Annotated in this window: 17 protein-coding genes; 8 read left to right on the top strand and 9 right to left on the bottom strand. The window is 44.0% G+C overall.

The window, feature by feature from the left end:
• Nucleotides 1–11: 11 nt before the first annotated feature.
• From K9N75_RS08065 to cycA, 3 genes are all read left to right on the top strand, one after another.
• Nucleotides 12–713, top strand: coding sequence for a phosphatase PAP2 family protein (locus K9N75_RS08065; RefSeq protein WP_039189612.1), 702 nt, complete (start codon nucleotides 12–14; stop codon nucleotides 711–713).
• A gap of 403 nt (nucleotides 714–1,116) precedes the next feature.
• Complete coding sequence (gene mepS / locus K9N75_RS08060) at nucleotides 1,117–1,701, top strand: bifunctional murein DD-endopeptidase/murein LD-carboxypeptidase (protein WP_004096016.1); 585 nt, start codon at nucleotides 1,117–1,119, stop codon at nucleotides 1,699–1,701.
• Between the two features lie 440 nt (nucleotides 1,702–2,141).
• Complete coding sequence (cycA, locus tag K9N75_RS08055; protein ID WP_008812916.1) at nucleotides 2,142–3,542, top strand: D-serine/D-alanine/glycine transporter; 1,401 nt, start codon at nucleotides 2,142–2,144, stop codon at nucleotides 3,540–3,542.
• Between the two features lie 67 nt (nucleotides 3,543–3,609).
• Here the strand turns inward: cycA and wzz(fepE) are convergent, their stop codons facing one another.
• The 3 genes from wzz(fepE) to dinG form a co-directional block, all read right to left on the bottom strand.
• A complete protein-coding gene (wzz(fepE), locus tag K9N75_RS08050) occupies nucleotides 3,610–4,761 on the bottom strand; it encodes an LPS O-antigen length regulator Wzz(fepE) (RefSeq protein WP_008812915.1) in 1,152 nt (383 codons plus the stop codon).
• A gap of 336 nt (nucleotides 4,762–5,097) precedes the next feature.
• Nucleotides 5,098–6,012 (bottom strand): DNA-binding protein YbiB, encoded by a 915-nt coding sequence (gene ybiB / locus K9N75_RS08045; protein ID WP_064574498.1) that lies wholly within the window; start codon nucleotides 6,010–6,012, stop codon nucleotides 5,098–5,100.
• Between the two features lie 90 nt (nucleotides 6,013–6,102).
• On the bottom strand, nucleotides 6,103–8,292 hold the full coding sequence (gene dinG, locus K9N75_RS08040) for an ATP-dependent DNA helicase DinG (RefSeq protein ID WP_130954983.1): 2,190 nt from the start codon (nucleotides 8,290–8,292) through the stop codon (nucleotides 6,103–6,105).
• Nucleotides 8,293–8,747: 455 nt separating this feature from the next.
• Between dinG and proV the strand changes: the two genes are divergently transcribed.
• From proV to proX, 3 genes are all read left to right on the top strand, one after another.
• Nucleotides 8,748–9,947 (top strand): glycine betaine/L-proline ABC transporter ATP-binding protein ProV, encoded by a 1,200-nt coding sequence (gene proV, locus K9N75_RS08035; RefSeq protein ID WP_130954982.1) that lies wholly within the window; start codon nucleotides 8,748–8,750, stop codon nucleotides 9,945–9,947.
• Nucleotides 9,944–11,050, top strand: coding sequence for a glycine betaine/L-proline ABC transporter permease ProW (gene proW / locus K9N75_RS08030; RefSeq protein ID WP_008812911.1), 1,107 nt, complete (start codon nucleotides 9,944–9,946; stop codon nucleotides 11,048–11,050). The genes proV and proW overlap by 4 nt, the downstream gene beginning before the upstream one ends.
• A 139-nt stretch (nucleotides 11,051–11,189) precedes the next feature.
• Entirely contained in the window at nucleotides 11,190–12,242 is a 1,053-nt protein-coding gene (gene proX, locus K9N75_RS08025; RefSeq protein ID WP_004096035.1) for a glycine betaine/L-proline ABC transporter substrate-binding protein ProX, read from the top strand.
• A 41-nt stretch (nucleotides 12,243–12,283) separates the two neighbouring features.
• Here proX and K9N75_RS08020 read toward each other — a convergent pair whose 3' ends face one another.
• The 5 genes from K9N75_RS08020 to K9N75_RS08000 all read right to left on the bottom strand — a co-directional run bounded on the left by K9N75_RS08020 (nucleotide 12,284) and on the right by K9N75_RS08000 (nucleotide 18,776).
• Entirely contained in the window at nucleotides 12,284–13,333 is a 1,050-nt protein-coding gene (locus tag K9N75_RS08020; RefSeq protein ID WP_130954981.1) for a pilus assembly protein, read from the bottom strand.
• Nucleotides 13,334–13,335: 2 nt separating this feature from the next.
• Nucleotides 13,336–14,070 carry a fimbrial biogenesis chaperone gene (locus K9N75_RS08015; protein ID WP_008812909.1) on the bottom strand — a complete coding sequence of 245 codons (735 nt, stop codon included), beginning with the start codon at nucleotides 14,068–14,070 and terminating at the stop codon, nucleotides 13,336–13,338.
• A gap of 15 nt (nucleotides 14,071–14,085) precedes the next feature.
• Nucleotides 14,086–16,611 (bottom strand): fimbria/pilus outer membrane usher protein, encoded by a 2,526-nt coding sequence (locus K9N75_RS08010; RefSeq protein WP_224452449.1) that lies wholly within the window; start codon nucleotides 16,609–16,611, stop codon nucleotides 14,086–14,088.
• A gap of 78 nt (nucleotides 16,612–16,689) precedes the next feature.
• A complete protein-coding gene (locus K9N75_RS08005; RefSeq protein WP_061060234.1) occupies nucleotides 16,690–17,265 on the bottom strand; it encodes a fimbrial-like protein in 576 nt (191 codons plus the stop codon).
• Between the two features lie 452 nt (nucleotides 17,266–17,717).
• Nucleotides 17,718–18,776 (bottom strand): FUSC family protein, encoded by a 1,059-nt coding sequence (locus K9N75_RS08000; RefSeq protein ID WP_008812906.1) that lies wholly within the window; start codon nucleotides 18,774–18,776, stop codon nucleotides 17,718–17,720.
• Between the two features lie 374 nt (nucleotides 18,777–19,150).
• Here K9N75_RS08000 and K9N75_RS07995 point away from each other — a divergent pair, with 374 nt between their 5' ends.
• Both K9N75_RS07995 and ydfZ read left to right on the top strand, forming a co-directional pair.
• Nucleotides 19,151–19,429 (top strand): hypothetical protein, encoded by a 279-nt coding sequence (locus K9N75_RS07995; RefSeq protein ID WP_224452448.1) that lies wholly within the window; start codon nucleotides 19,151–19,153, stop codon nucleotides 19,427–19,429.
• A 105-nt stretch (nucleotides 19,430–19,534) separates the two neighbouring features.
• On the top strand, nucleotides 19,535–19,738 hold the full coding sequence (ydfZ, locus tag K9N75_RS07990) for a putative selenium delivery protein YdfZ (RefSeq protein WP_224452447.1): 204 nt from the start codon (nucleotides 19,535–19,537) through the stop codon (nucleotides 19,736–19,738).
• Between the two features lie 1,208 nt (nucleotides 19,739–20,946).
• Here the strand turns inward: ydfZ and K9N75_RS07985 are convergent.
• A complete protein-coding gene (locus K9N75_RS07985) occupies nucleotides 20,947–21,564 on the bottom strand; it encodes a helix-turn-helix transcriptional regulator (RefSeq protein ID WP_224452446.1) in 618 nt (205 codons plus the stop codon).
• Between the last annotated feature and the right edge of the window lie 6 nt (nucleotides 21,565–21,570).

Below are 21,570 nucleotides of genomic sequence, written 5' to 3'. Positions count from 1 at the left end.
AGGTTTAGCGTATGGCTCGTCGCAATCTACCATGGATTATTTTGTTTAATATCCTTGGTATAGCTTTATTTCTATCTTGGTATTTGCCCACTAATCACGGTTTTTGGTTCCCGATTGACTCGTCGATCTTCTTCTTTTTTAACGAACATCTCGCGACCAATCGTACATTCTTATATTTGGTGGCCTATACCAATAATCGTGCGTTCGACGCCATTGCCTTGCTGAGCATGGGACTGCTTTACCTTTCGTTTTTCGTTAAGCGCGATGGTTACGGGAAAAGACGCATGCTTATTTTAGGCGTTGTGATCCTATTTACTGCCGTGATTCTCAATCAACTGGGTCATTTGCTGCCAGTGCAACGCGCTAGCCCAACTCACTTTTTTGAGAATATCAATCGAGTCGGCGAGCTGACGGGGATTAATACCAAAGATAGCTCTCGCGATAGCTTCCCCGGCGACCATGGCATGATGCTCATCATTTTTGCCGTATTTATGCTTCGCTATTTCACCGTGCGCTCTTTCATCATTGCATTAGGGATCTTCGTTATTTTTATCCTGCCACGCATAATGATTGGTGCGCACTGGTTTAGCGATATTGCTGTCGGCTCGCTCAGTGTGGTGCTGGTTGGGCTAAGTTGGTGGTTGTTAACGCCAGCGTCGGATGCACTGCTCAACCTGTTAGACAAGCATTTACCCGGCAAATATCGACCATAATGATTCTTGGCCTCCCCCCGAAATAAAATGTCACATTTAAGGGGGAGGAAAGCAGCACTGCATAAGTTCTCATTCAGACAATTCCTATACCATCTATCCCTCTTGCGCCTTTGTCTTAATTATCTCCCCTTATTTTGATAATCTTCAAATATTACATATTATTACAGTAGCGTCTTATCCTATAAAATAGATAAAAAGTCTCGCCAAAGCCGTTTCGATCCGGTAATCTTTCAACGTTTGTGCATAGATTCTGAGTTTTTGAGAAAAATAGTGATAAAAGTGTGCTCTGACACACAGTTCTCATATGTAAATATTGTCATGTGGGAAAGCTGTTATTAGTCTCTTGAATGGCATTCTTAGATAGCGACTCCGTCGTTAAGGACAAAAAGGAAAATCTTCAATAATGGTCAAGTCTCAACCGATTCTGAGATATATCTTGCGATTAGCTCCTGCTATCGCCGCCGCAGTACTTCTGTCGGCATGTAGTGCAAATCATTCTTCATCTGATCGTTACGCACAAACTGATACTCATGCAGTTAAAGACAAAGATGGTCTTTTACTTCAAGCGTCTCAGGATGAATTTGAAGCAATGGTTCGTAATGTGGATATTAAATCCAAAATCATGGATCAATATGCAACGTGGAAAGGCGTTCGTTACCGTTTAGGTGGCGACAGCAAACGCGGCATTGACTGCTCCGCCTTTGTTCAACGTACCTTTCGTGAACAGTTTGGTTTAGACCTGCCGCGTTCAACATCAGAACAACAAGATACGGGCCGTCAAATCCAACGTACAAAGTTACGCATCGGTGATTTAGTTCTGTTCCGTGCGGGATCAACAGGCCGCCACGTGGGTATCTACTTAGGCAACGATCAATTCGTTCACGCTTCCACCAGCAGTGGTGTGACGATCTCTAGCCTGAACGACAGCTACTGGAAAGGTCGCTACCGCGAAGCTCGCCGAGTGTTGACCAACCCGGCACATAGCTAGTCCAGACGCACAAACACCTTGTCCTGAATGCCCAATAAAAACGCTACTTCGGTGGCGTTTTTTTATGTCTGGGTAACATCAAATTATTCCGCCCTACTCATAATATCCTTCATATAGCCTTATACACTGCGCCATTGTGACGGTGATTTTGTGATCAAGCAGATGTTTTATCTTAATAGATTTGAAATGCCTCACAATTCACTGCCGATCAAGATCTATAAAAAAACAAATAATTAACATTACGTTCATCTATTAGTATTCAATTGCTATTTTCTTCCTTAATATCGTTGATGTCCTGCGTAATAGTCGTTCTATTCCGCAATGTATCTAAAAGGCCACCAGAGCCTAATGCCATACGCTATCGTCCTACGCACAAATGTATACGTAATGACGTAGCTCAAGGCACACAACTGACAGACAGGTAGAAGGAAGAGACATTAATGGTAGATCAGATAAAAATTGAGGCTACGAGCCCAGCCAAAGGCGAAGAACACCTACGGCGCAATCTCACCAACCGTCATATCCAGCTCATTGCCATTGGTGGTGCCATCGGCACGGGGCTGTTTATGGGATCAGGCAAAACGATCAGCTTAGCGGGCCCCTCGATCATTTTTGTATACATGATTATCGGCTTTATGCTGTTCTTTGTGATGCGAGCCATGGGTGAGCTGCTTTTATCCAACTTGGAATACAAATCCTTCAGCGATTTTGCTGCCGATTTATTAGGGCCTTGGGCGGGTTATTTCACTGGCTGGACTTACTGGTTCTGCTGGGTAGTGACGGGAATTGCTGACGTTGTTGCAATAACGGCCTACGCACAGTTCTGGTTCCCTGGTCTGTCTGATTGGGTCGCATCTCTTGCCGTTGTGCTATTGCTGCTGGGATTAAACCTAGCAACGGTAAAAATGTTCGGGGAAATGGAATTCTGGTTCGCGATGATAAAAATCGTCGCTATCGTGGCATTAATCCTCATTGGCCTTGGCATGGTTTTAATGCACTTTGAATCCCCCACTGGTAGCGTGGCTTCCTTTAGTAACTTATGGAATGACGGAGGCTGGTTCCCGAAAGGCTTAAGCGGATTTTTTGCGGGATTCCAGATTGCCGTATTTGCTTTTGTGGGTATTGAGCTAGTTGGAACCACGGCGGCTGAAACCAAAGATCCAGAGAAATCCCTACCCCGCGCCATCAACTCTATACCTATCCGCATCATCATGTTCTACGTCTTTGCGTTAATTATGATTATGTCGGTAACCCCGTGGAGCTCTGTTGTTCCCGATAAAAGCCCGTTTGTAGAATTATTCGTGTTGGCGGGCTTACCTGCCGCTGCGAGTATTATTAATTTCGTCGTATTAACCTCAGCGGCCTCCTCCGCTAACAGCGGCGTATTTTCAACCAGCCGTATGCTTTATGGTTTAGCGCAGGATGGCGTTGCACCTAAGCGCTTCGCATTGCTATCTAAACGCGCGGTTCCCTCTTCCGGTTTAACCTTTTCTTGTATTTGCCTACTCGGTGGAGTGGTTCTTATTTACCTGATCCCTAACGTCGTTACCGTATTCACGATGGTCACCACGGTTTCAGCCATCCTGTTTATGTTTGTATGGTCTATCATTCTGTGTTCTTACATGGTTTATCGTAAACAGCGCCCTCACCTACACGAGAAATCCATCTACAAAATGCCGTTGGGCAAATTGATGTGCTGGGTTTGTTTAGCGTTTTTTGTGTTCGTGATTGTGTTGTTAACCCTAGAGGCCGATACCCGTCAGGCACTGATGGTGACACCGCTGTGGTTCATTATTTTAGGAATGGGATGGATGTTTATTCGTAAACGTCGTGGAGCTTAATCTCGCCAGCCAATGAGCAGCATAAAAAAACGGGCCATTCGGCCCGTTTTTCATCAGCGCTTTCAGACTAGCTGTTGATCTCTTTCATTCTAACCGCTTGTCCTCCACGGTGACTTTTCACGACGTGGCGTACCGTTACTAACCCGACTGAAGCAATAAGACCTAACAAGGTAGCCAAGAGCACAATCAGCGCCGTTTTTGGACTATCTTTTTTCACAGGTTCGTTGGGCATCATCAGATATTTATAAGCAGTGAAGTTAACATCGGCTAATTTCAGCTCGCGTAATTTATTGATAATTAACTTACTATCCTGCAAACCGGAATTCAGTTGAGCAAGATCGCTGATAGATTTCTCGATTTCTAACTTACGCTTTAAGCCATCAGAGCCTAAAGCAATGGAGAAGTCCGGATCATCCTTAATGGCGGTACCATTACTGTAAAGAGGACGTTTAACGCCGGCAGCATCAGCAATTGACAATGAATATCCCAAACGATTAATGCTCACTTCTTGCGCATTTTTTAGCCGTGAAAGCGCCATTTCATATTTAGCTTCTTCACTACTCAGGCTCAGGTCAATCTGACGCTGAATTTTGCTGGCGATAAACTTCTCTACCGAGGCGTTTACGACGGAAATATATCCCTGCAGTGTTTTCTGAGCATCTTCGCTGGTATCGGCAGTAAACGACAGCTTGTAGTAAGAATAAGCCGTTTCACTTGGTGTCTTGCTGAGTTCACTACTGAAGGACGCAAACGCTTTTGTCGCCAAACCATCCAGAATGCGGCGCTTGGCTAATTCATCGTTAGGATCAACGTTCTCAATGAGGCGTTTGTAAAAATCGGTTTTAACAAGATATTCTCGACGTAAAATCTGTGAGTCAAAGTCTCGAACAAAGAGACTCAGAAGCTCTTTCTCACCGACGTTAAAATCAATTCCCAGCACAGACAGTTGGGGTTTCAGCGCATCCAGAGAGGTCAGTTCTTCACCCTGTGGAGGGATAATGACTGCATCACTTGTCCACTTTTGCGGAAGAATCTTGGCAACCCCATATCCGAGCAGAGCAAAACATAGCGTGATAATTACAACTGTTTTAATTGACTTTAAAACAATAAGGAACCATTCAATTAAGTCAATTTCATCATTGCGTTGAAAATGAGCGGGGAAATCGTTATCAGGGCGTTTTAAAACAGGGTCAATATCAGTGTGATGTATAGTAGCCATATTGTTTAAAAATAATCTGAAATCCGTGCGTAGAATGTAATGGATGCTAACTTAGGATAATTCTAATAAAAAGAATACAGTAGAAAAAATAATATAGATATCAGAGATATTGGCACTAAATATAATTAATGATTTTTAACTAAAAATCAAAATAAAACAGCACTTAAAACCAATATAATTATTGTATTTGGTTGATAAGTCTAATAAATGGGGTTTTGCGACAACAACATTATTCATTTCACACAGCTTAATCCAAAGTTCAATAATAGAAAAAACGCCTATAAATAGGCGCCTTAGTATACAAATAGAGAATCCGCAAGAAACTTTCAGCAACAATTAACTAACACTAATTACGCGTAAACAAGCTTCAACCTGAAGTTGTATACTTCGAGGAACAGTGATTTCGCCACGTAAGCAACGCTGAGTCCAATTGACTGTTGACTCAATACTCTTCGCTTCTGCCAATTCAGGAGCGTCTCCCTCCCCCATTTCCCGAGTAACCACGGTACTGATATTACCATTACGGCATAAATGCATTTGGGGACAACGTAGCGGATTAGCATAGGCTTCGCCTTCGGTTCCATGCAAAAGCAACGCCGTTGAGTTTGTTTGATTGAATAGTCCTGACATCCGTTGGATATATTCAGGATGAGACACGCTTGCAATGCGTAATACATCACCGGCAAATGGGTTAATCATTTTAATCAGCGTGTGAGCACTGTTGCGCACCCCCATACGCCACCGCAATGAAAGGATCTGGTACATTTCTGGAGACAAATGTTCTACGCCGATAAATATCGGTTTACCCGTATGCCAATCGATATTCTGTAAATTCTGAGTTGCTGTAATACCTAGCCCACGGAAGATTTCAGCGCTGGTGACGCGGCTAGGATCTTCACTGACGCCATGTACTAAAACGGGTACACCTTCTCTTGCGAGCAACATGGCTAACAACGGGGTGAGATTTGCCTGCTTGCGCGCGCCATTATAGCTAGGAATCACCACCGGCATTGGCATTCCCTTAGGAAGCTCCAGCTTGGGAGCCCACTTTTGCATCGAGCGATAAAACCCAAGCATTTCCTGCTCAGCTTCGCCCTTAATGCGCAGCCCAATTAAAATACCGCCGAGCTCTAACTCAGGAATTTTTCCTGCCAACATGGCATCAAATAGTGCTTCTGCCTGTTCCAGGCTGATATCGCGAGCATGATTTTTACCGCGACCAACCTCTTTGATAATTTGTGCATAGTCCACAGCAACACCTCGTACTCATCCAATTTACACTCACATCATATATTGGATACTACGTGGCATTATTCACGCTGACAATTATACCTCGCATATTCACCCGCGGCGCCGTGCGTTTCGCTTTGCGCGCGTTGCATTGCTCGTTTTTTTACTCGATTCGGATTTCGGAAGCGCGGGTAAATTGCCCTCGGGCATCGCTCGCTGTTCAATAGGAAACACCGGTAAAGCACCTAACAATCGTGCGCCATAGCTTTTACTCAGTAACCGTCTGTCATAAATAATAATTTCGCCTTTGCATTCGTGGCTACGGATCAAACGACCAACTTGCTGAATCAGAGTAAACGAAGCTCCCGGCAAACTTTGCACTTCGAATGGATAACGTTTCAAGGTCTTCAGCCATTCGCCTTCGGTCAAGATGACTGGGCTATCAATGGGGGGAAACGCCACTTTATGAATATGTACCTGCGTCAGCAACTCACCTTTTAGATCTAATCCCTCAGCGAAGGATTGTAATCCCACCAGTGCACTTTGCTGGCCCTTACGTACACGCCGACAATGCTCTTCTACCAGCCGGTAACGCGGTTGGTCTCCTTGAACCAGCAAACCTAGCCGTAACGCCGGAAGAAAGCTGAGAAAAGTCTGCATCGCCCTCTGACTTGCAAACAGCACCAACATGCCAGTATGTTTTCCGTTTTCCCATTCATGTCGGAAAAAATGAGCCATCTGCCGTAAATGTTCGGCTTCCTGCGCCATCGCAGGCTCTAGCGTCATTTGTGGAATAACAAGACGCCCCTGTTCAGGATGATTAAACGGGGAATCTAAGGCGACAAAACGATCGCCAGCTTTCTCATTCAACCCAGATAATTCGCTTATTCGACTAAAACTATTCAGAGATCGTAGCGTTGCCGACGTAACAATGGCATGAGGTATTTTTCGCCAAAGCATTTTCTCCAGCTGATCACACACTCTGATTCCGACACAATGCAGATAAATATGCTGAACATTATCGAAGACATCGCGCGTCAGCCATTTTGAAATAGGCGCGTTTGAGGCTTTATCCATGGCTGTCAAACGCCACAGTTTGGTCATGGCTTCCAAATAGCTGAAGCTACGGCTCATCTGCAAAATAGCCTTATGCAAACGCATAATGTCGTGACTACCGGTTTTTTCCTGTAAATCGTTCATCATGAATTCAGCCAAACCGCGGAGCCCATCGGTTAGCTTATAAAGCCGCACGGCAATATCCACCATGGGTTCTGGCAATACCCCCATCTCAAAACGATAGTTAGGGTCACTGCTTCCTACAGGAAGTAAAGATGAAGCCATGCGATCAAAGTCGGTGGTTAGCTGTCGCATCTCTTCACAGTGCGCTTTCAACCGCTCGCTATCCATAAGTTTAGGCCGATTCTTTGGACTGTATTGCGTACCACACTGCTCAATATGGCGAGCAATACCTTCAATCTGGCTATTAACAAATATGGCAGTGATCTCACCATCAATCTCTAATGCATCTCGGGCAACATCGGGCAGATGATGGCCTTCATCCAGCACCAGTAATAAATCCTTGGCATTTGGCAGAACAGATTCATTTTCCAGCGCGGCCATCACCAGCGCATGATTGGCAACCACGACGTCAGCGCTTTCTATTTCACGTCTGGCGATAAAGAAAGGACATTCACGAAAGTACATGCAGTTGCGCGCTAAACAATTTGCACGGTCGGTGCTTAACTTTCCCCACAATTTATCGTCAATATTTTCATCGAGATGATCACGTAGTCCATCCCAGCGATAGCCTGCCAATTGCTTACTAAGCTTCTGACACAACACTTTTTCTTCGGCGGTGCTTGGTTGCAAATCATCTTCAATAAACAGTTTGAGATCGCCCTGCATACCTTCGGCGCTCGCCATCGCAGCCAAATTGCGCGGGCAGATATAGCGGCCGCGTCCAAACGCAGCGGTGAACTTCAAGTCAGGGATAATCTTACGCAATAAAGGTAAATCTTTGCTGTAGATTTGATCTTGCAAGGCAACGTTAGCAGTACTCACCACTAAAGGCTTTTCTTGATCACGACTTATCGCGATGCCAGGAATGAGATATGACAGCGTTTTTCCCACCCCCGTCGGCGCTTCAATCACTAAATGGCGTGCGTCATCACCGGCTAGCGTTTTTGCTACTTCCGCTATCATCGTCCGCTGCTGTGGGCGCGGGATGAAATCAGGGATATGATCTGAAAGAGCTTTATACCACTGGGTTATTTGATTTTTGGTTGCCGAAGAGAGAGCCATTGATACTCGAAGCAGAGAGGAACAGGGGCGTATTTTCTCATATTTGAGGCAAAAAATCAGCCTGATATTCTGTCGAACGATGAGAATATCAGTGGATAATAATGTTTATAAAGAAGCATATAATAAATGAAATATTAGGATCATTCCTATCCAAATTATATGCTTGGGTAAATCTATCTACTAAAAAATATTCCAGCGTTAATTTACGCAAACAATAGCACAAATAACCAAAAAACAGACCAACGTTAAAACCAGGACGAAAGCGCAGCAGCATTTTACCATAACGAATATTTTTGGTTATGTAAACCCCAAATAAGGTATTAATCTGGATTTAGGGGTTGTCTCATCATCTCATTATGTTAGGGTATTAGACGATTTCGCTCAAAACATTTGGATTATTTGCATTAAATAATCTGTGACTTAATTATCATTATTATAGGACACTCTATTATTGCATGACTATTAAAATAGAAATTAAGAATCTATATAAAGTATTCGGGGAACATCCCGAGCGGGCATTTAAACTTATTGAATCAGGTCTGCATAAAGACCAAATATTTGAAAAAACAGGTCTGACCGTTGGCGTTAAAAATGCCAGTCTGGCCATTGAAGAAGGCGAGATATTTGTCATCATGGGACTCTCAGGTTCCGGCAAGTCCACCATGGTACGCCTTCTCAATCGTCTGATTAAACCGACCCGTGGCCAAGTCATGATTGACGGTGAAGATATCGCTCGAGTCTCGGAAGAGAAACTGCGCAATATTCGCCGCAGTAAAATTAGTATGGTTTTTCAATCGTTTGCACTAATGCCTCATTTAAACGTATTGGATAACACCGCCTTTGGGCTCGAATTATCCGGCGTGCCTCAGGTTGAGCGTCATCAAAAAGCACTAGAGGCCTTACGTCAGGTCGGTTTGGAAAGTCATGCTCATTCTTACCCTGATGAATTATCAGGGGGTATGCGCCAACGTGTGGGCTTAGCTCGGGCAATGGCAATTAATCCTGATATTCTTTTAATGGATGAAGCTTTCTCTGCGTTAGACCCTTTAATTCGTACGGAAATGCAGGACGAATTAATAAGACTTCAATCTCAACAACAGAGAACCATTGTATTTATCTCACATGATTTGGATGAAGCCATGCGTATTGGCGACCGAATTGCTATTATGCAAGGCGGTGAAGTTATTCAGGTCGGAACACCAGAAGAAATATTGAATAATCCTGCCAATGATTATGTTAAGACCTTCTTTAAAGGTGTGGATATTAGTCAGGTGTTTAGTGCGAAAGATATTGCTCGTCGCCGACATCTCTCTCTGATTCGAAAAACACCAGGATTTGGTCCTCGCTCTGCATTGAAATTACTGCAGGATGAAGATCATGATTATGGTTATGTTGTGGAACGCGGCCAAAAATATATTGGTATCGTGTCCGTTGAATCATTAAAGCAAGCGCTCTCTCAAGGTCAGTCCTTAGATTCTGCCCTGCTATCAGCTCCAGAAGCCGTTGATGCAGATACTTCGCTCAACGAGTTAATTTCTTTGGTTGCTCAATCCCCTTGTGGGGTTCCAGTAACCTCTGCTGACGGTATTTTTATCGGCATTATCAATAAAGGTACGCTACTTCAAGCACTTGACAAAGAGGGCCCTAATCAATGAGTGACGCAACGAGTAATCCATGGGCAACCGAACCCGCAGAATCAGCCGCCAGCAACGCCACCTCCGCATCGCAAGGCGCAGACGCATGGTCTTCATCACCGGCAACGACGGATGCCGCCAGTAATCACGCGGCACAAAGCAGCGACTGGTTAAGCAGCGCGCCGACGCCTGAAGCCGAGCATTTTAATCTGATGGACCCGTTCCATCACACCTGGGTGCCCTTTGATAGTTGGGTTACTCACGGTATTGACTGGCTTGTCAGCCATGGTCGCCCGGTATTTCAAGGGATCCGTATGCCCGTGGACTTTGTCCTCAGCGGCTTCCAGAACATCTTACAAGGTATGCCAGCCCCTATCGCAATCTTAGTATTTGCCCTGATTGCCTGGCAATGTGCGGGACTAGGAATGGGGGCAGCTACCCTGATTGGTCTCGTGGCCATTGGGGCGATCGGTGCTTGGTCACAGGCAATGGTGACATTGGCGCTGGTGCTCACATCGCTGTTCTTCTGCATGTTGATAGGCTTACCGCTAGGTATTTGGCTGGCTCGTAGCAAAGGAGCTGCTCGCGTCATCAGGCCGTTGCTGGATGCGATGCAAACCACGCCGGCATTCGTTTATCTGGTGCCTATCGTCATGCTGTTTGGTATCGGTAACGTACCAGGGGTCGTGGTAACTATCATCTTTGCGCTCCCCCCTATTGTGCGTTTAACCAGCTTAGGTATTCAGCAAGTGCCGGCTGACCTCATTGAGGCAGCAGAGTCTTTCGGCTCAAGTCCACGACAGATGCTGTTTAAAGTTCAGCTACCGCTGGCGATGCCTACCATTATGGCGGGCGTAAACCAGACCCTAATGTTAGCACTATCCATGGTCGTCATTGCATCGATGATTGCCGTTGGCGGCTTAGGTCAGATGGTATTACGCGGTATCGGTCGCCTTGATATGGGACTGGCATCCATCGGGGGTGTCGGCATCGTCATTCTGGCGATTATCCTCGACCGACTCACTCAATCTGTTGGTCGCGATCGCCGCAGCCGCGGTATGCAGGGCTGGTACATGAGCGGTCCTATTGGGCTAGTCGCACGTCTTTTTATTAAACGCGGATAACACGTCCCCAGCCTCCCTCTTCATTGAGGGAGGTACATCACCAGTAACCCGATTTGGGTTCTCACTCTTCCACCCTACTGTTCTATGGGGAAGATTTGGGCAGTCGTATTCCCTCCACCTAAAATAAACAGGAATATTCATGACAGAACAAACAAAACAACATAAGCAAACACAACAACGTATCGCATCTATGCTGGCCATTACCGCTCTGGCATTCGGTACACTATCTACCACCTTCTCCACTCAGGCTGCTGAACTGCCGGGTAAAGGCGTGTCTGTACAGCCAATTCAGAGCAGTATTGCCGAAGAGACTTTCCAGACCCAACTGGTGAGCAAGGCGCTGACAAAACTAGGCTACGACGTGCAGCCGACCAAAGAGGTGGACTACAACGTCGCATACACGTCGGTTGCCGCAGGTGATGCAACCTTCTTAGCGGTAAACTGGGATCAGCTTCACTCAGATATGTACAACGGCGCGGGAGGCGATAAGAAATTCTATCGCGAAGGCCAGTATGTAACGGGTGCGGCACAAGGGTATTTGATTGACAAAAAAACGGCCGATCAATATCACATCACCAATATTGAACAGCTGAAAGATCCCAAAATCGCCAAGTTATTCGATACGAATAACGATGGCAAAGCCGATTTGGCAGGCTGTACTCCAGGCTGGGGTTGCGAAGCATCAATTAACTATCAGTTAAAAGCCTATGGTTTAAACGACACCGTCGAACACAATCAAGGTAATTATTCCGCGCTGATTGCAGACACAATGACTCGCTTTAAAGAAGGTAAGCCTGTGTTTTATTACACTTGGACGCCGTATTGGGTCAGCGATGTACTGAAACCAGGACGTGATGTTGTCTGGTTACAAGTGCCATTCTCTGCTCTTCCTGGTAGCCTGAAAGATGTCGACACCAAGCTACCAAACGGTGCTAACTACGGCTTCCCAGTCAACAATATGCAGATCGTAGCAAACAAAACCTTCGCAGAGAAAAACCCTGCTGCGGCTAAACTGTTTGCCGAAATGAAGTTACCCATTGCTGATGTCAACGCACAGAACCTGCGCATGCATCAGGGTGAAAACTCAGAAGCAGATATTGAACGCCACGTTAACGGTTGGATCAAAGCCCACCAAGCCACATTTGATGGCTGGGTTGATGCAGCAAAAAAAGCAGCAGACACGGCTAAATAATGTTTATGGCATGGCGCCTAGCGCGCCATGCTACTAAAAGTTTAATGGTAATTAAGTTTGATAATGAGATCCTTACTAAATGGCCCTATCGACACTTCTTTAGTCGGATTTTTTGTTAATTCCGCAGTGTACTCATGTGTAATCGTATCTGAGCCCTGTCCAGGAATATAAGTGGTAAACGCCTTGTACTGGTTATATTCAATGGCAGCATGATCTTCTTCATCGAAGATTTTCAGCAGCAAACCATTATCCATATCAAGATGCGTTGCATCGTAAAGTACATCATCCGTATAAAAACTGGTTTGCACATCAAACTGCTGAGTACAACCTGCACTCATATCTTTAATGGTCGAGATACTAAAAGGCTCAGTTGCAGGGCTTGTACGAATAGATGAATTATCAATTTGCTTAAAACTCACTACCTGACTTTCAGGAAAAACCTTAATGTCTACGCTACAATCCAAAAAGCGCACGTTGCTCAATCCATCGATATTAAAACGTAGATTTTTTGCATTTGATTGAAGGTTTGCGCCTCCCGAGCCATCAAACTGTAAGACGTTAATACTACCGAAATCGTAAACAGTATCGCTGGTCGCAGGAATCGCTTTAAGCTTCATATACAATCTAAATCGGGCATTAAAACTAATATTTTTTTGATAATCCACTCCGTTGCATACGGGAGTATGACCAGCATAGTTACCACTGGATGATTTATCTAAACATTTTCCCGTATCAATTCCAAACCCTGTGGTTTCATAATCAACACCTTCATAAGTTACCCCAAAGGTAAAATAGGGGTTATCAATCACATCGCTACTGTTTATTTCTGGAAGTTTAATCCAAGCATGAACAGTTTCCGTTGGAGCATGTTGAGTCCAATCGGCGGAGTTATCACAATACACGGTCAAGTTAACGTCACCACTCTCCCAGACTTTGCTTCCTAATGGCGCATTCTCTGGAATAATGAACGAAGGTAACATGGCACTAAATCTAATAGACCCGCCATGATTGTCTTTATAGCAATCTAACGCCCAGGCAGAGGATGACGAGAATACAGAGACAAGAGCTAACAAAAAGAGAAGATTGCGCATATTTATTCCTTCAGTACCGCCGTATTTTGACAAACTGACTGCACTGAATTGCAGCTAATCTTGTAGAGGGTCAGACCGCCATAATCACCGACATAGCCAATCTGGAAACGAGACGGCAAATTCTTTACTGTCATAGTTTCTTGGTCAAAAGGGGCGACCATAATGCTATTTCCGCCCGCGATAAGCGTCTTACCGTCAAGGCCAATATAGCCAACCGTTACGTAGTAAGGCGTATTATTTTTAAAATTTATCCCGTTTGCCGTCTGAGAAATATCGACTTTATCCCATGTCATCACAGCCCCCGCCTTCAGGACTATTGCTTTAGGCCGCCAGAAAAGTTTTAACCGGCTTTGCATGGCAATTTGCATGGCATTTTTATCTTCCATGCGCGGGGGAACTTCGCGGACATTATAATAAAACAGACTCTCTCGATCTTTCGGTAGCGTAGCCAACGGCGGAAGTGCCATTAACCGAACTTGGCTCTGTTCTCTAGGATCTAAGCGCAGTAGCGGTGGCAACGGAGAGATAAAATTACGTGTTTTCTTACCCTCGCTATCCTCAATCCATGACTGGGCCAAGTAAGGGAGCGTTTCACTCTTATTCGTTAATCGGACCGACACGCTTTTATCCGTTTCATTCAGCACTAAACGGGTACGATCGGGAAGCACCGCGGCGTTTATCATACTGCTCACACCGAGCAACCAAATAAGTGACACTAATGAATAGCTTACTTTCATCTTATTAAACCTGAATTAATGAACGGTCTTACAAGGCAATATAATGGCTGCCTCGCTGATATTACTTTGATTAGGTGGGGTGATTTCACAGATGTTGCTGGACCACGCAACACGCAACATGCTTCCTTCCTGAATACCGCTGAGATAAACGAACCCCTCTTCGGCAACCAATCCAACGTCTTTGTTCGTTTTGGCATCAACAACGGTGACACCCAGTGGAGGAAAACGACCATCGGCAAGGCGAATAACACCCACAATTTGATAACCTTTGGTCGCACTTAGTGCCGTATAGCCAATAGCGCCTTCAGTAAGAGTGGTGCGAATCACCGAATTACTCACATCAACGCCTTCTGGCAGATCGTTGCTGTTGACTTGCAATGTTGCCGTTTGATAATTGCTGATTGAAGGAATGACACCGATGCCATAGCCATTCGTTACGGTACGACTGCGATTGAGCGCAACACCAGCAATGCCGTCAGTGTCCACCATCATGCGAGCATTGTTACCACTGGTATAATCATGCAGCGCCGCGCCGTAGCGAGTCGCGGTGGCAGAACCATTCCAACCCACATTCAGCGAGTTGTATGTGTTCGGTTGGACGCTGGCCGCTAAATTAAAGCGACCATACGGCGAATAGTGCTGGTAACCGCCACGCAAAGCGGGTTTTCCATCTCTTATTTGATCGTTATCCGCGGATGTGGAAACGTTCCACGTATTGTTCTTGTCAGAAGAATCGTAATAAGAAACAGACTGTGCGGTTTTATCCCCATAGCGCTGCACGTTATATGACATGCTGCTGCCTAGCCCGAGAGGAACAGAGAAAGAAAGATAATATTGATTTTCGTTTTCGCCATCCCAGCGGGTACGCGTTAACGATAGTGAGGCAGAAATACCTTTGATATCACCAAGCTCAAAATTGCGGCTTAGTGAGAGCGAATAACGGGTATCACTATTAGAATTCCAGTATGTATCTCGAGAGATATTAAAGTATGCATTCACACCAAACGATTCGATCGTTTGGTTAAAGGAGAGAATGTAGCTTTCTTTTTCATCATCGGTATTCTCGTCCCCATCCTGTGAATTGAGATATTCAGTCATCGTCACATACTCTTTATCTGAGAAACGATACCCGGCAAACGTGACCTGACTGCCTGTAGACTCAAACCGTTTAGCATAATTCACTCGATAACTGTAACCGCCTTTTCTTTCCTGTGGTGTTTCAGAGTAGCCCAGTTCGGCTTCAGAACGCGTGATATCAAACGATATAGAACCCAGCTCATTCAGATTAAAACCGATCCCCGAGCTAATCGATTGATAATCATCAGCCGTCAGAATCGCACCGCCGTAAAGTGACGTATTGCCTAGCCAGCCCCATGAGAATTCGCTGGTCAAGAAAAGAGGGTTATTCACATCGTTGTGCGAGGTCGTTGTCGGTTTTCCAACAGAGGCCTTATATCGCACCTGGCCTTTACGGGTGAGAAACGGGACCGATGCAGAACCGACTTGAAACGTACTTTTGCGCCCATCCTCTTCTTCTACCGTCACATCCATTTGTCCTTGCAGCGTATTCCCTAAGTCACTGATGGTAAATGGGCCTGGTGACACGGTTGTCTGATAGAGCACACGGCCGTTTTGCTCAACGGTCACTTTGGCGTTGGTCTGTGCAATACCTGTAATTTGGGGGGCATAACCTTGCAAATCTGGCGGTAGCATATGTTCGTCGCTTTCCAACGAAGCGCCTGTAAAGTGAAAGGTATCAAAAATATCGGAATCAAGATCGTACTGTCCCGCAGTAAATTTTGATGATATCGCTGGGATAGGACGAAAGAGATAAGTGCGGGAAAGCGTGGCTTCGCTACCGCTCGATTTACCGTTAATAAAATCTTCACTGTACTGATAATCAGAGCGAAAACGCCAAGCGCCGAGGTTGAATCCTAGCGTTCCATAAGAGCTCATATTTTGTGTACTATCGCCATCGTGAGGTTCGTATTGGCCGGCATATACGTTATAGTCTAACAATGCGCCTGCTATACCATCATCCCAATACTCTGGCGGCGTCCAATTTTTGGCTTGATATTTCATCCATAACTGTGGAGCCGTTAAGTTCAGCAGCATATTAGCCTTATCGAGCTTAACCGAGAGCTCTGGTTTACGGGTAACGTCCAAGCATTTCTGCTGATTCCATTCATGAAGTTGTTTAATAAACGTCTCGTCAAAGCCAAGTTGCTGCAAGTGTTCGGCGGTCAAGCACAACTGAGTTCCGCTTTCGTTATCAGCAGCGAGCCATTCTAGTGTCCATGTTTTAGGTAACACATTTTTATTGATCGATACCTGAACAATATACTGCCCAGCAGGGATCTGCCCTTTCTTCTCGAATTGAGAAAGGTCAATATTGTCACGATCGTCTACATCCATAAAATGCGTATTAAACTCAGTGGCCAACACAGTCGAAGGCACTAATGCCGAAAAGACAACTGAACATAACGCTTTCTTTATGAAAAGAAATAAATTTAAATGGCCGGTCTTTTTATTTTTGCACATAAACACATTTTGTATAAAAAGCATTATTAAAAACCGGTGACAGTCTCACCGGTTTGATTTCAATGGGGTTATGTGATTTTATTTATAATCAAGCATATAATTAGCCTGAGCCTGTACGTTACCCGGTGTTACCGTCGCAGTACCGATTTTCTCCATACGAGCTTTAAAATTTAACTCTTGATAGGAACTTGAATCAGGGAAGGTCACGGTTACCGCTGAGCCCAACGTTAACTTATTATTTCCCGAATCGAGAATACGCACACCGACATTGCTAGCAGCACCGATGTTACCTTGCAATGTGTTAGCCATCAGGCTTGTATCTGTGGTATCAGTGTTAGGTGAAGTGAAAGTGATTTTCACTTTATCGGTAACCACAACCCCCTTGCTATCTGTCAGAATACAATCCTGCAAATGAATGGTGAAATCCTCAGCTAAAGATTGCTGAGTACTATTTAATACATTAGTAGCAACCTCACCCAAGTTGACTTTTAAATCTTCATCACCCGGTTTGATTGAACATGGAGCTTCAATCACCTCACCAGTAAAAGTAATTTTACCGGATCCTTGGTTTGCCTCACCTGCAGCACTGGCGTTAAAAACAACGCCTGAAAGTACAACACCTGTGATTCCCGCTAACAACGTTTTCTTAAACATGCGACATAGTCCTTTATTATAAAATTGACTTACCCAAGTAAAACAATAACGACATAAGCACCCCATAAACGAATGGGTGCCAAGTAGTTAATTTAAAACGAGGGTATATTACAAATAAAGGCGGGGTTAACTTTACTTTTCTTATTAATTTACAAAGAAGAATCGCTAATTATATTCAATGTAAACATCGAATATAAAATTTAATTTTTAATTTATATATATCCAACCACAAGCAATGTAATCAAACCATTATTTAATTCCATGTTTATGGATAATTATTATTTTATTTTTAAGAACACAGAGGGATGCTACCATAAACTCTGTGACATATTTAGCTATTATTTCGAATTTACATTTCAATATAGTTTAAGTCTTGTCACAGGCTTTGCGCTTAAGAAGGCTGGCTTTATATAAAACGACTTAAGATTATTAAGCCGTTTTATAAAACACGCTTATTTCGTTAACGCCATGCTAACCAAATCTCTCAGCTCATCGAGCTGTTTTGCCAACTCCAGATTCAGCCACACATAGCCATAGATAGGCGCCTCTATATTTTCCGCCGCTTTGGCATTTTCCATCAGATGCTTCAACTCAACAGAAACCGCGCCCATTTCCGGCAGGTCACTCAGATCATCGTCAATGTTGCCGCTCAGTAATGCGCTCGATAACGCATTCAATGTATTGATAGAGAGCTTTTGGAACACCCGCAACGTGGTAGCATTCAGCATGATGAAATGACTTTCGCGCGTCGCCCAGTAGGCATCGGTCAATAGCTCCAACGTAGACACCAAATTGCGGCTCATGACTTGAATGGCATCAAACACATCTTTATTAATGCGAGTTTCACGTACACAGGGTGAGATGAGTGTCCGAACCTTGACGAGTTCATTAAGGATTTGCTGATGTTTTGCCGACAAATGTGGACGTTCTAATATGTTGGGTGACATATGCGCACTGTAAAAGTCACTCATGTTTTTAAGCTCTTTACTCATCATCAATCGCCAGTGAACAAAAGCTCTCTGGGTATAGATGGAAGTAAAAAATAGCGCGAGTAACGAACCGATAATGACATCACCGCTCCGCCATAGCGCAGTGTTCATATCCCCTGGACCTGCCCCGCAGACGACCGCCAACGTAATACCAATCAACAGCCCCATATAGGGCCTTTTACCCAAAGCCAGTACGCCGCACACAAACATCACCAATGCACACCACACTAGCATCAACGGTAACGAATAGATTTCAATATACAGCGCAATTAGCCCAGAGGTTGCACCGAATACAGTTCCCATAATGCGTTGCAGCGCACGAGTAAGCACGTTCCCCCAAAATGAGATGGGGCCCATCACCACCACCATTGTAATGAGCGGCCACGTAGCTTCAGGCACATGCAACAATCGAATGGCTAAAAACGTGAGTACAAATGCAAGCGCCATACGCACGCCATGCACGACCTTATAGTGACCATAAATGACATGTTCAAGGGGACTTATTGCTCGATTAAGACGCACTGGGGATACCTTCAGAAGTACAACATATAGAAATTATTTTCTTGCTCAAGTGTACTCAATATCGGAAAGAAAATTAAATAGCAAACACCGATTAGCTAAACCAGATAAAAGATTAATGCGATGTTTTCCGCACAGTTCGCCGCAAGCATTGGGTTTAGCTGATTTCGCGGTTACACTAGTTATCACTTTGTTTCCCGATAAGAGATGTTATTTTGAGCAAGGCCGCGCCAACTTTCCTCATCCACGACTATACGTACTCTCACTCAACCAACTGAATTAAATATCATTTATAAAATACTATAAATATTTGGTACTCATTTCTGTACGCAATGTTTTATCGATACATTTGGAATGTTTACAAGTGAGGGTTTGAAATGGCTGTAGAAAATCGCAAGTCCGAGTTGGGCGCTATGCCAGAACTAACAGAATTTGACGTGACTCACCTAGCAATGGCTGATCTAGTATTTCTGAATGCATCATTCAAAGATATGGCTTCTGGAGTAGCTGGATGGGCTACTGTTGAGTTCCCAGACCAGAAGATAGTGATGAGGCGGGATAAGGCTGAGGAGCTGATGAAGGCGCTCAAGAGAGCGATTGATTATGTTGATGCAGGGATCGAACATCCGAACTCACGTTTCTATTATGACGACTGATTGCTTCTGCTGTTTAACCATAACTCAACCAAACAATACTTTGTCATACCCATAAAAATTTAGTGGGTAAACTCTCAGGGTCTACTACTTAAAAGGAATATCTCAATGAACATTGCCTATGACATGAATAGAAATGCTTTGCGAGTGGGTGCCCACGTTATTGAAAATGGTACCTGCAAGGTTATGGTGATCAAAGCAATCAACGATGAAAATCTTGCAAGAGAGCAAGTTCGTGCGGCGAAGTGCGTGATTTGTAATGACAATTCTAACGCATATGCACCCGAAGACCTTATTTTGCTGGGGCACTAGAATATTAAAATAAGCGGCATTAACTTGTATTAGCTCTAACTTGACCTGACTCATCTGTAGCACAGAGCTGAACCTAATCTGACAGGTAGCTCTGTGCCAAATGTGCGGACGTTGCCAGTAGGTCTGTACAATGAATAGCAGGATGCAGCACTGTCACTATCGATGTAAATAAAAACATGTTTTAAAAAACAGTATTGACCTCAAATTTAAAATGAGTAAATTAGTACTCAGCAGCACAATGAAATTGGTTAATCAGTTGCTGAATAGAAAGAAGTAATGAAAAACCATTTTGCTTTATAGGCCACGAAGTGTGTTGTTTGGGATGAAGTTCGCTTTCAGGCCTCGTAGTGTTTGTGCTTGCTCGCAAAATGGTAGTGTTAGCGCGATGATGTAAGGCCTTGTTTTTAGTTAATGCTGCAGGTTTCATTTTTTAATGGTAACCGTATCGGCAATAGGCAACGCATCAAAGAGTATATGTCGCGAGGGGATGTGCTTGTTTAAGTTGCCACGCTTAGGTTCTGAAAGCGCAGGCAGGTGTATGACGAGATAAATAGAGGGAGGATTTTTAGTATTAATGCCCAATATTATCTGTGGTAAACGGGTACATTTAAAAGCAGTATAAATAGCAGTATCATTTTATTAAGTTCATTAATGTTAAATCTGAAGTCTGAAGTACCTTAAAGGCCCTGACTACAATGGTCAGGGCCTTTAAGATTACTCCCCCCCTTAGAATTGTAAGTTCTCCCAAGCAATCATTAATAAAACTAACCTTGATAATTTCCCCAGATGAGCCCCCCGACGCCTTATAGGTTTGGGTGCGCTAAATCAAGATAAACACGCTGTAACCTCCTCCACATTGATCATATTTCCTCAATGTTAGTCATGCAGTTACAGTTTTTAGAATAACTGCCAAAGTCTGTTACTCGCTCGAAGCAGACTGTTAGATTAGGTTCAGCTCTGTGCTATAGATGAGTCAGGTCAAGTTAGAGCTAATACAACTCAATAAAATATCCGATTGATTCTCATTGCTATCTCAGGTTTAATCCGTACAATCCGCGCCTGACAATATCCATCTGAATCACTTAAACATATTAGCGATCCACTGATATTGTCACTGCGCCAGCTTGTTATATACACGCTGATTTCTCAAATGCTTACTGATTTCCTTCGAACTTACTCAACATAAGCTTACTAGAATAGTGAGATTATTATTCAGCAGGAATTAAATATTCTCGCCATTTGTTAAGAAAATTCCACAGTTCTACATCTGAGTGCAAATTATACTTCCTCATAACTTTCCGTTTTCTTTGGCTTGCCATTTTCATTCCTATCCCTAGAATATTACCAATTTGAGACACGCTAAAACCTTTATCTAAATAATAGATTACACGTTTTTCACCTGCTGTTAATAATAAGCGACGGCATGAACGGCATTTTTCTTCTTTTTTTTCGTTTGACATAGTCCAAGCTTGAGACACCTTATGACGAACTTGCTCAACAGAGTCAGTTCTTCGGATAAAAACGCTTCCTTGCAAACAGGGGAATAGGTTCTCAACAATTGGCAAATTTTGTCCGATGCTAATACCAATAAGAAGGAAATTTTTTTTATGATGACTAAACATATAAGCGCAAATTCGGTCTATTCCTGCACTGAATGGTGTTACATAGATATCTGCATCACGTAATGCAACTGTTGCTGAAACTCCATCAATCCGTTTCAGAAGCATCCCCATATGTTCAGTGAAGATTTCCTCTAATAGGCACCACACACCGGAGCTATAGGCTTGATTAGCATCCTCAAGGTATACTTTAATCTCTGCTGGCACTCCCAC

This window comes from Hafnia paralvei (genome assembly GCF_020150375.1).
GTDB classification, from domain to species: domain Bacteria; phylum Pseudomonadota; class Gammaproteobacteria; order Enterobacterales; family Enterobacteriaceae; genus Hafnia; species Hafnia paralvei.
The sequence above is the reverse complement of the archived record's forward strand: the minus strand, read 5'-3'. Positions and strand labels throughout refer to the sequence as shown.

Coding starts and splice junctions, on each gene's coding strand:
- K9N75_RS08065 (WP_039189612.1), top strand. CDS start 12: ATGGCTCGTCGCAATCTACCATGGATTATTTTGTTTAATATCCTTGGT.
- mepS (WP_004096016.1), top strand. CDS start 1,117: ATGGTCAAGTCTCAACCGATTCTGAGATATATCTTGCGATTAGCTCCT.
- cycA (WP_008812916.1), top strand. CDS start 2,142: ATGGTAGATCAGATAAAAATTGAGGCTACGAGCCCAGCCAAAGGCGAA.
- dinG (WP_130954983.1), bottom strand. CDS start 8,292: ATGGCTCTCTCTTCGGCAACCAAAAATCAAATAACCCAGTGGTATAAA.
- proV (WP_130954982.1), top strand. CDS start 8,748: ATGACTATTAAAATAGAAATTAAGAATCTATATAAAGTATTCGGGGAA.
- proW (WP_008812911.1), top strand. CDS start 9,944: ATGAGTGACGCAACGAGTAATCCATGGGCAACCGAACCCGCAGAATCA.
- proX (WP_004096035.1), top strand. CDS start 11,190: ATGACAGAACAAACAAAACAACATAAGCAAACACAACAACGTATCGCA.
- K9N75_RS08020 (WP_130954981.1), bottom strand. CDS start 13,333: ATGCGCAATCTTCTCTTTTTGTTAGCTCTTGTCTCTGTATTCTCGTCA.
- K9N75_RS08015 (WP_008812909.1), bottom strand. CDS start 14,070: ATGAAAGTAAGCTATTCATTAGTGTCACTTATTTGGTTGCTCGGTGTG.
- K9N75_RS08010 (WP_224452449.1), bottom strand. CDS start 16,611: ATGTGCAAAAATAAAAAGACCGGCCATTTAAATTTATTTCTTTTCATA.
- K9N75_RS08005 (WP_061060234.1), bottom strand. CDS start 17,265: ATGTTTAAGAAAACGTTGTTAGCGGGAATCACAGGTGTTGTACTTTCA.
- K9N75_RS07995 (WP_224452448.1), top strand. CDS start 19,151: ATGGCTGTAGAAAATCGCAAGTCCGAGTTGGGCGCTATGCCAGAACTA.
- ydfZ (WP_224452447.1), top strand. CDS start 19,535: ATGAACATTGCCTATGACATGAATAGAAATGCTTTGCGAGTGGGTGCC.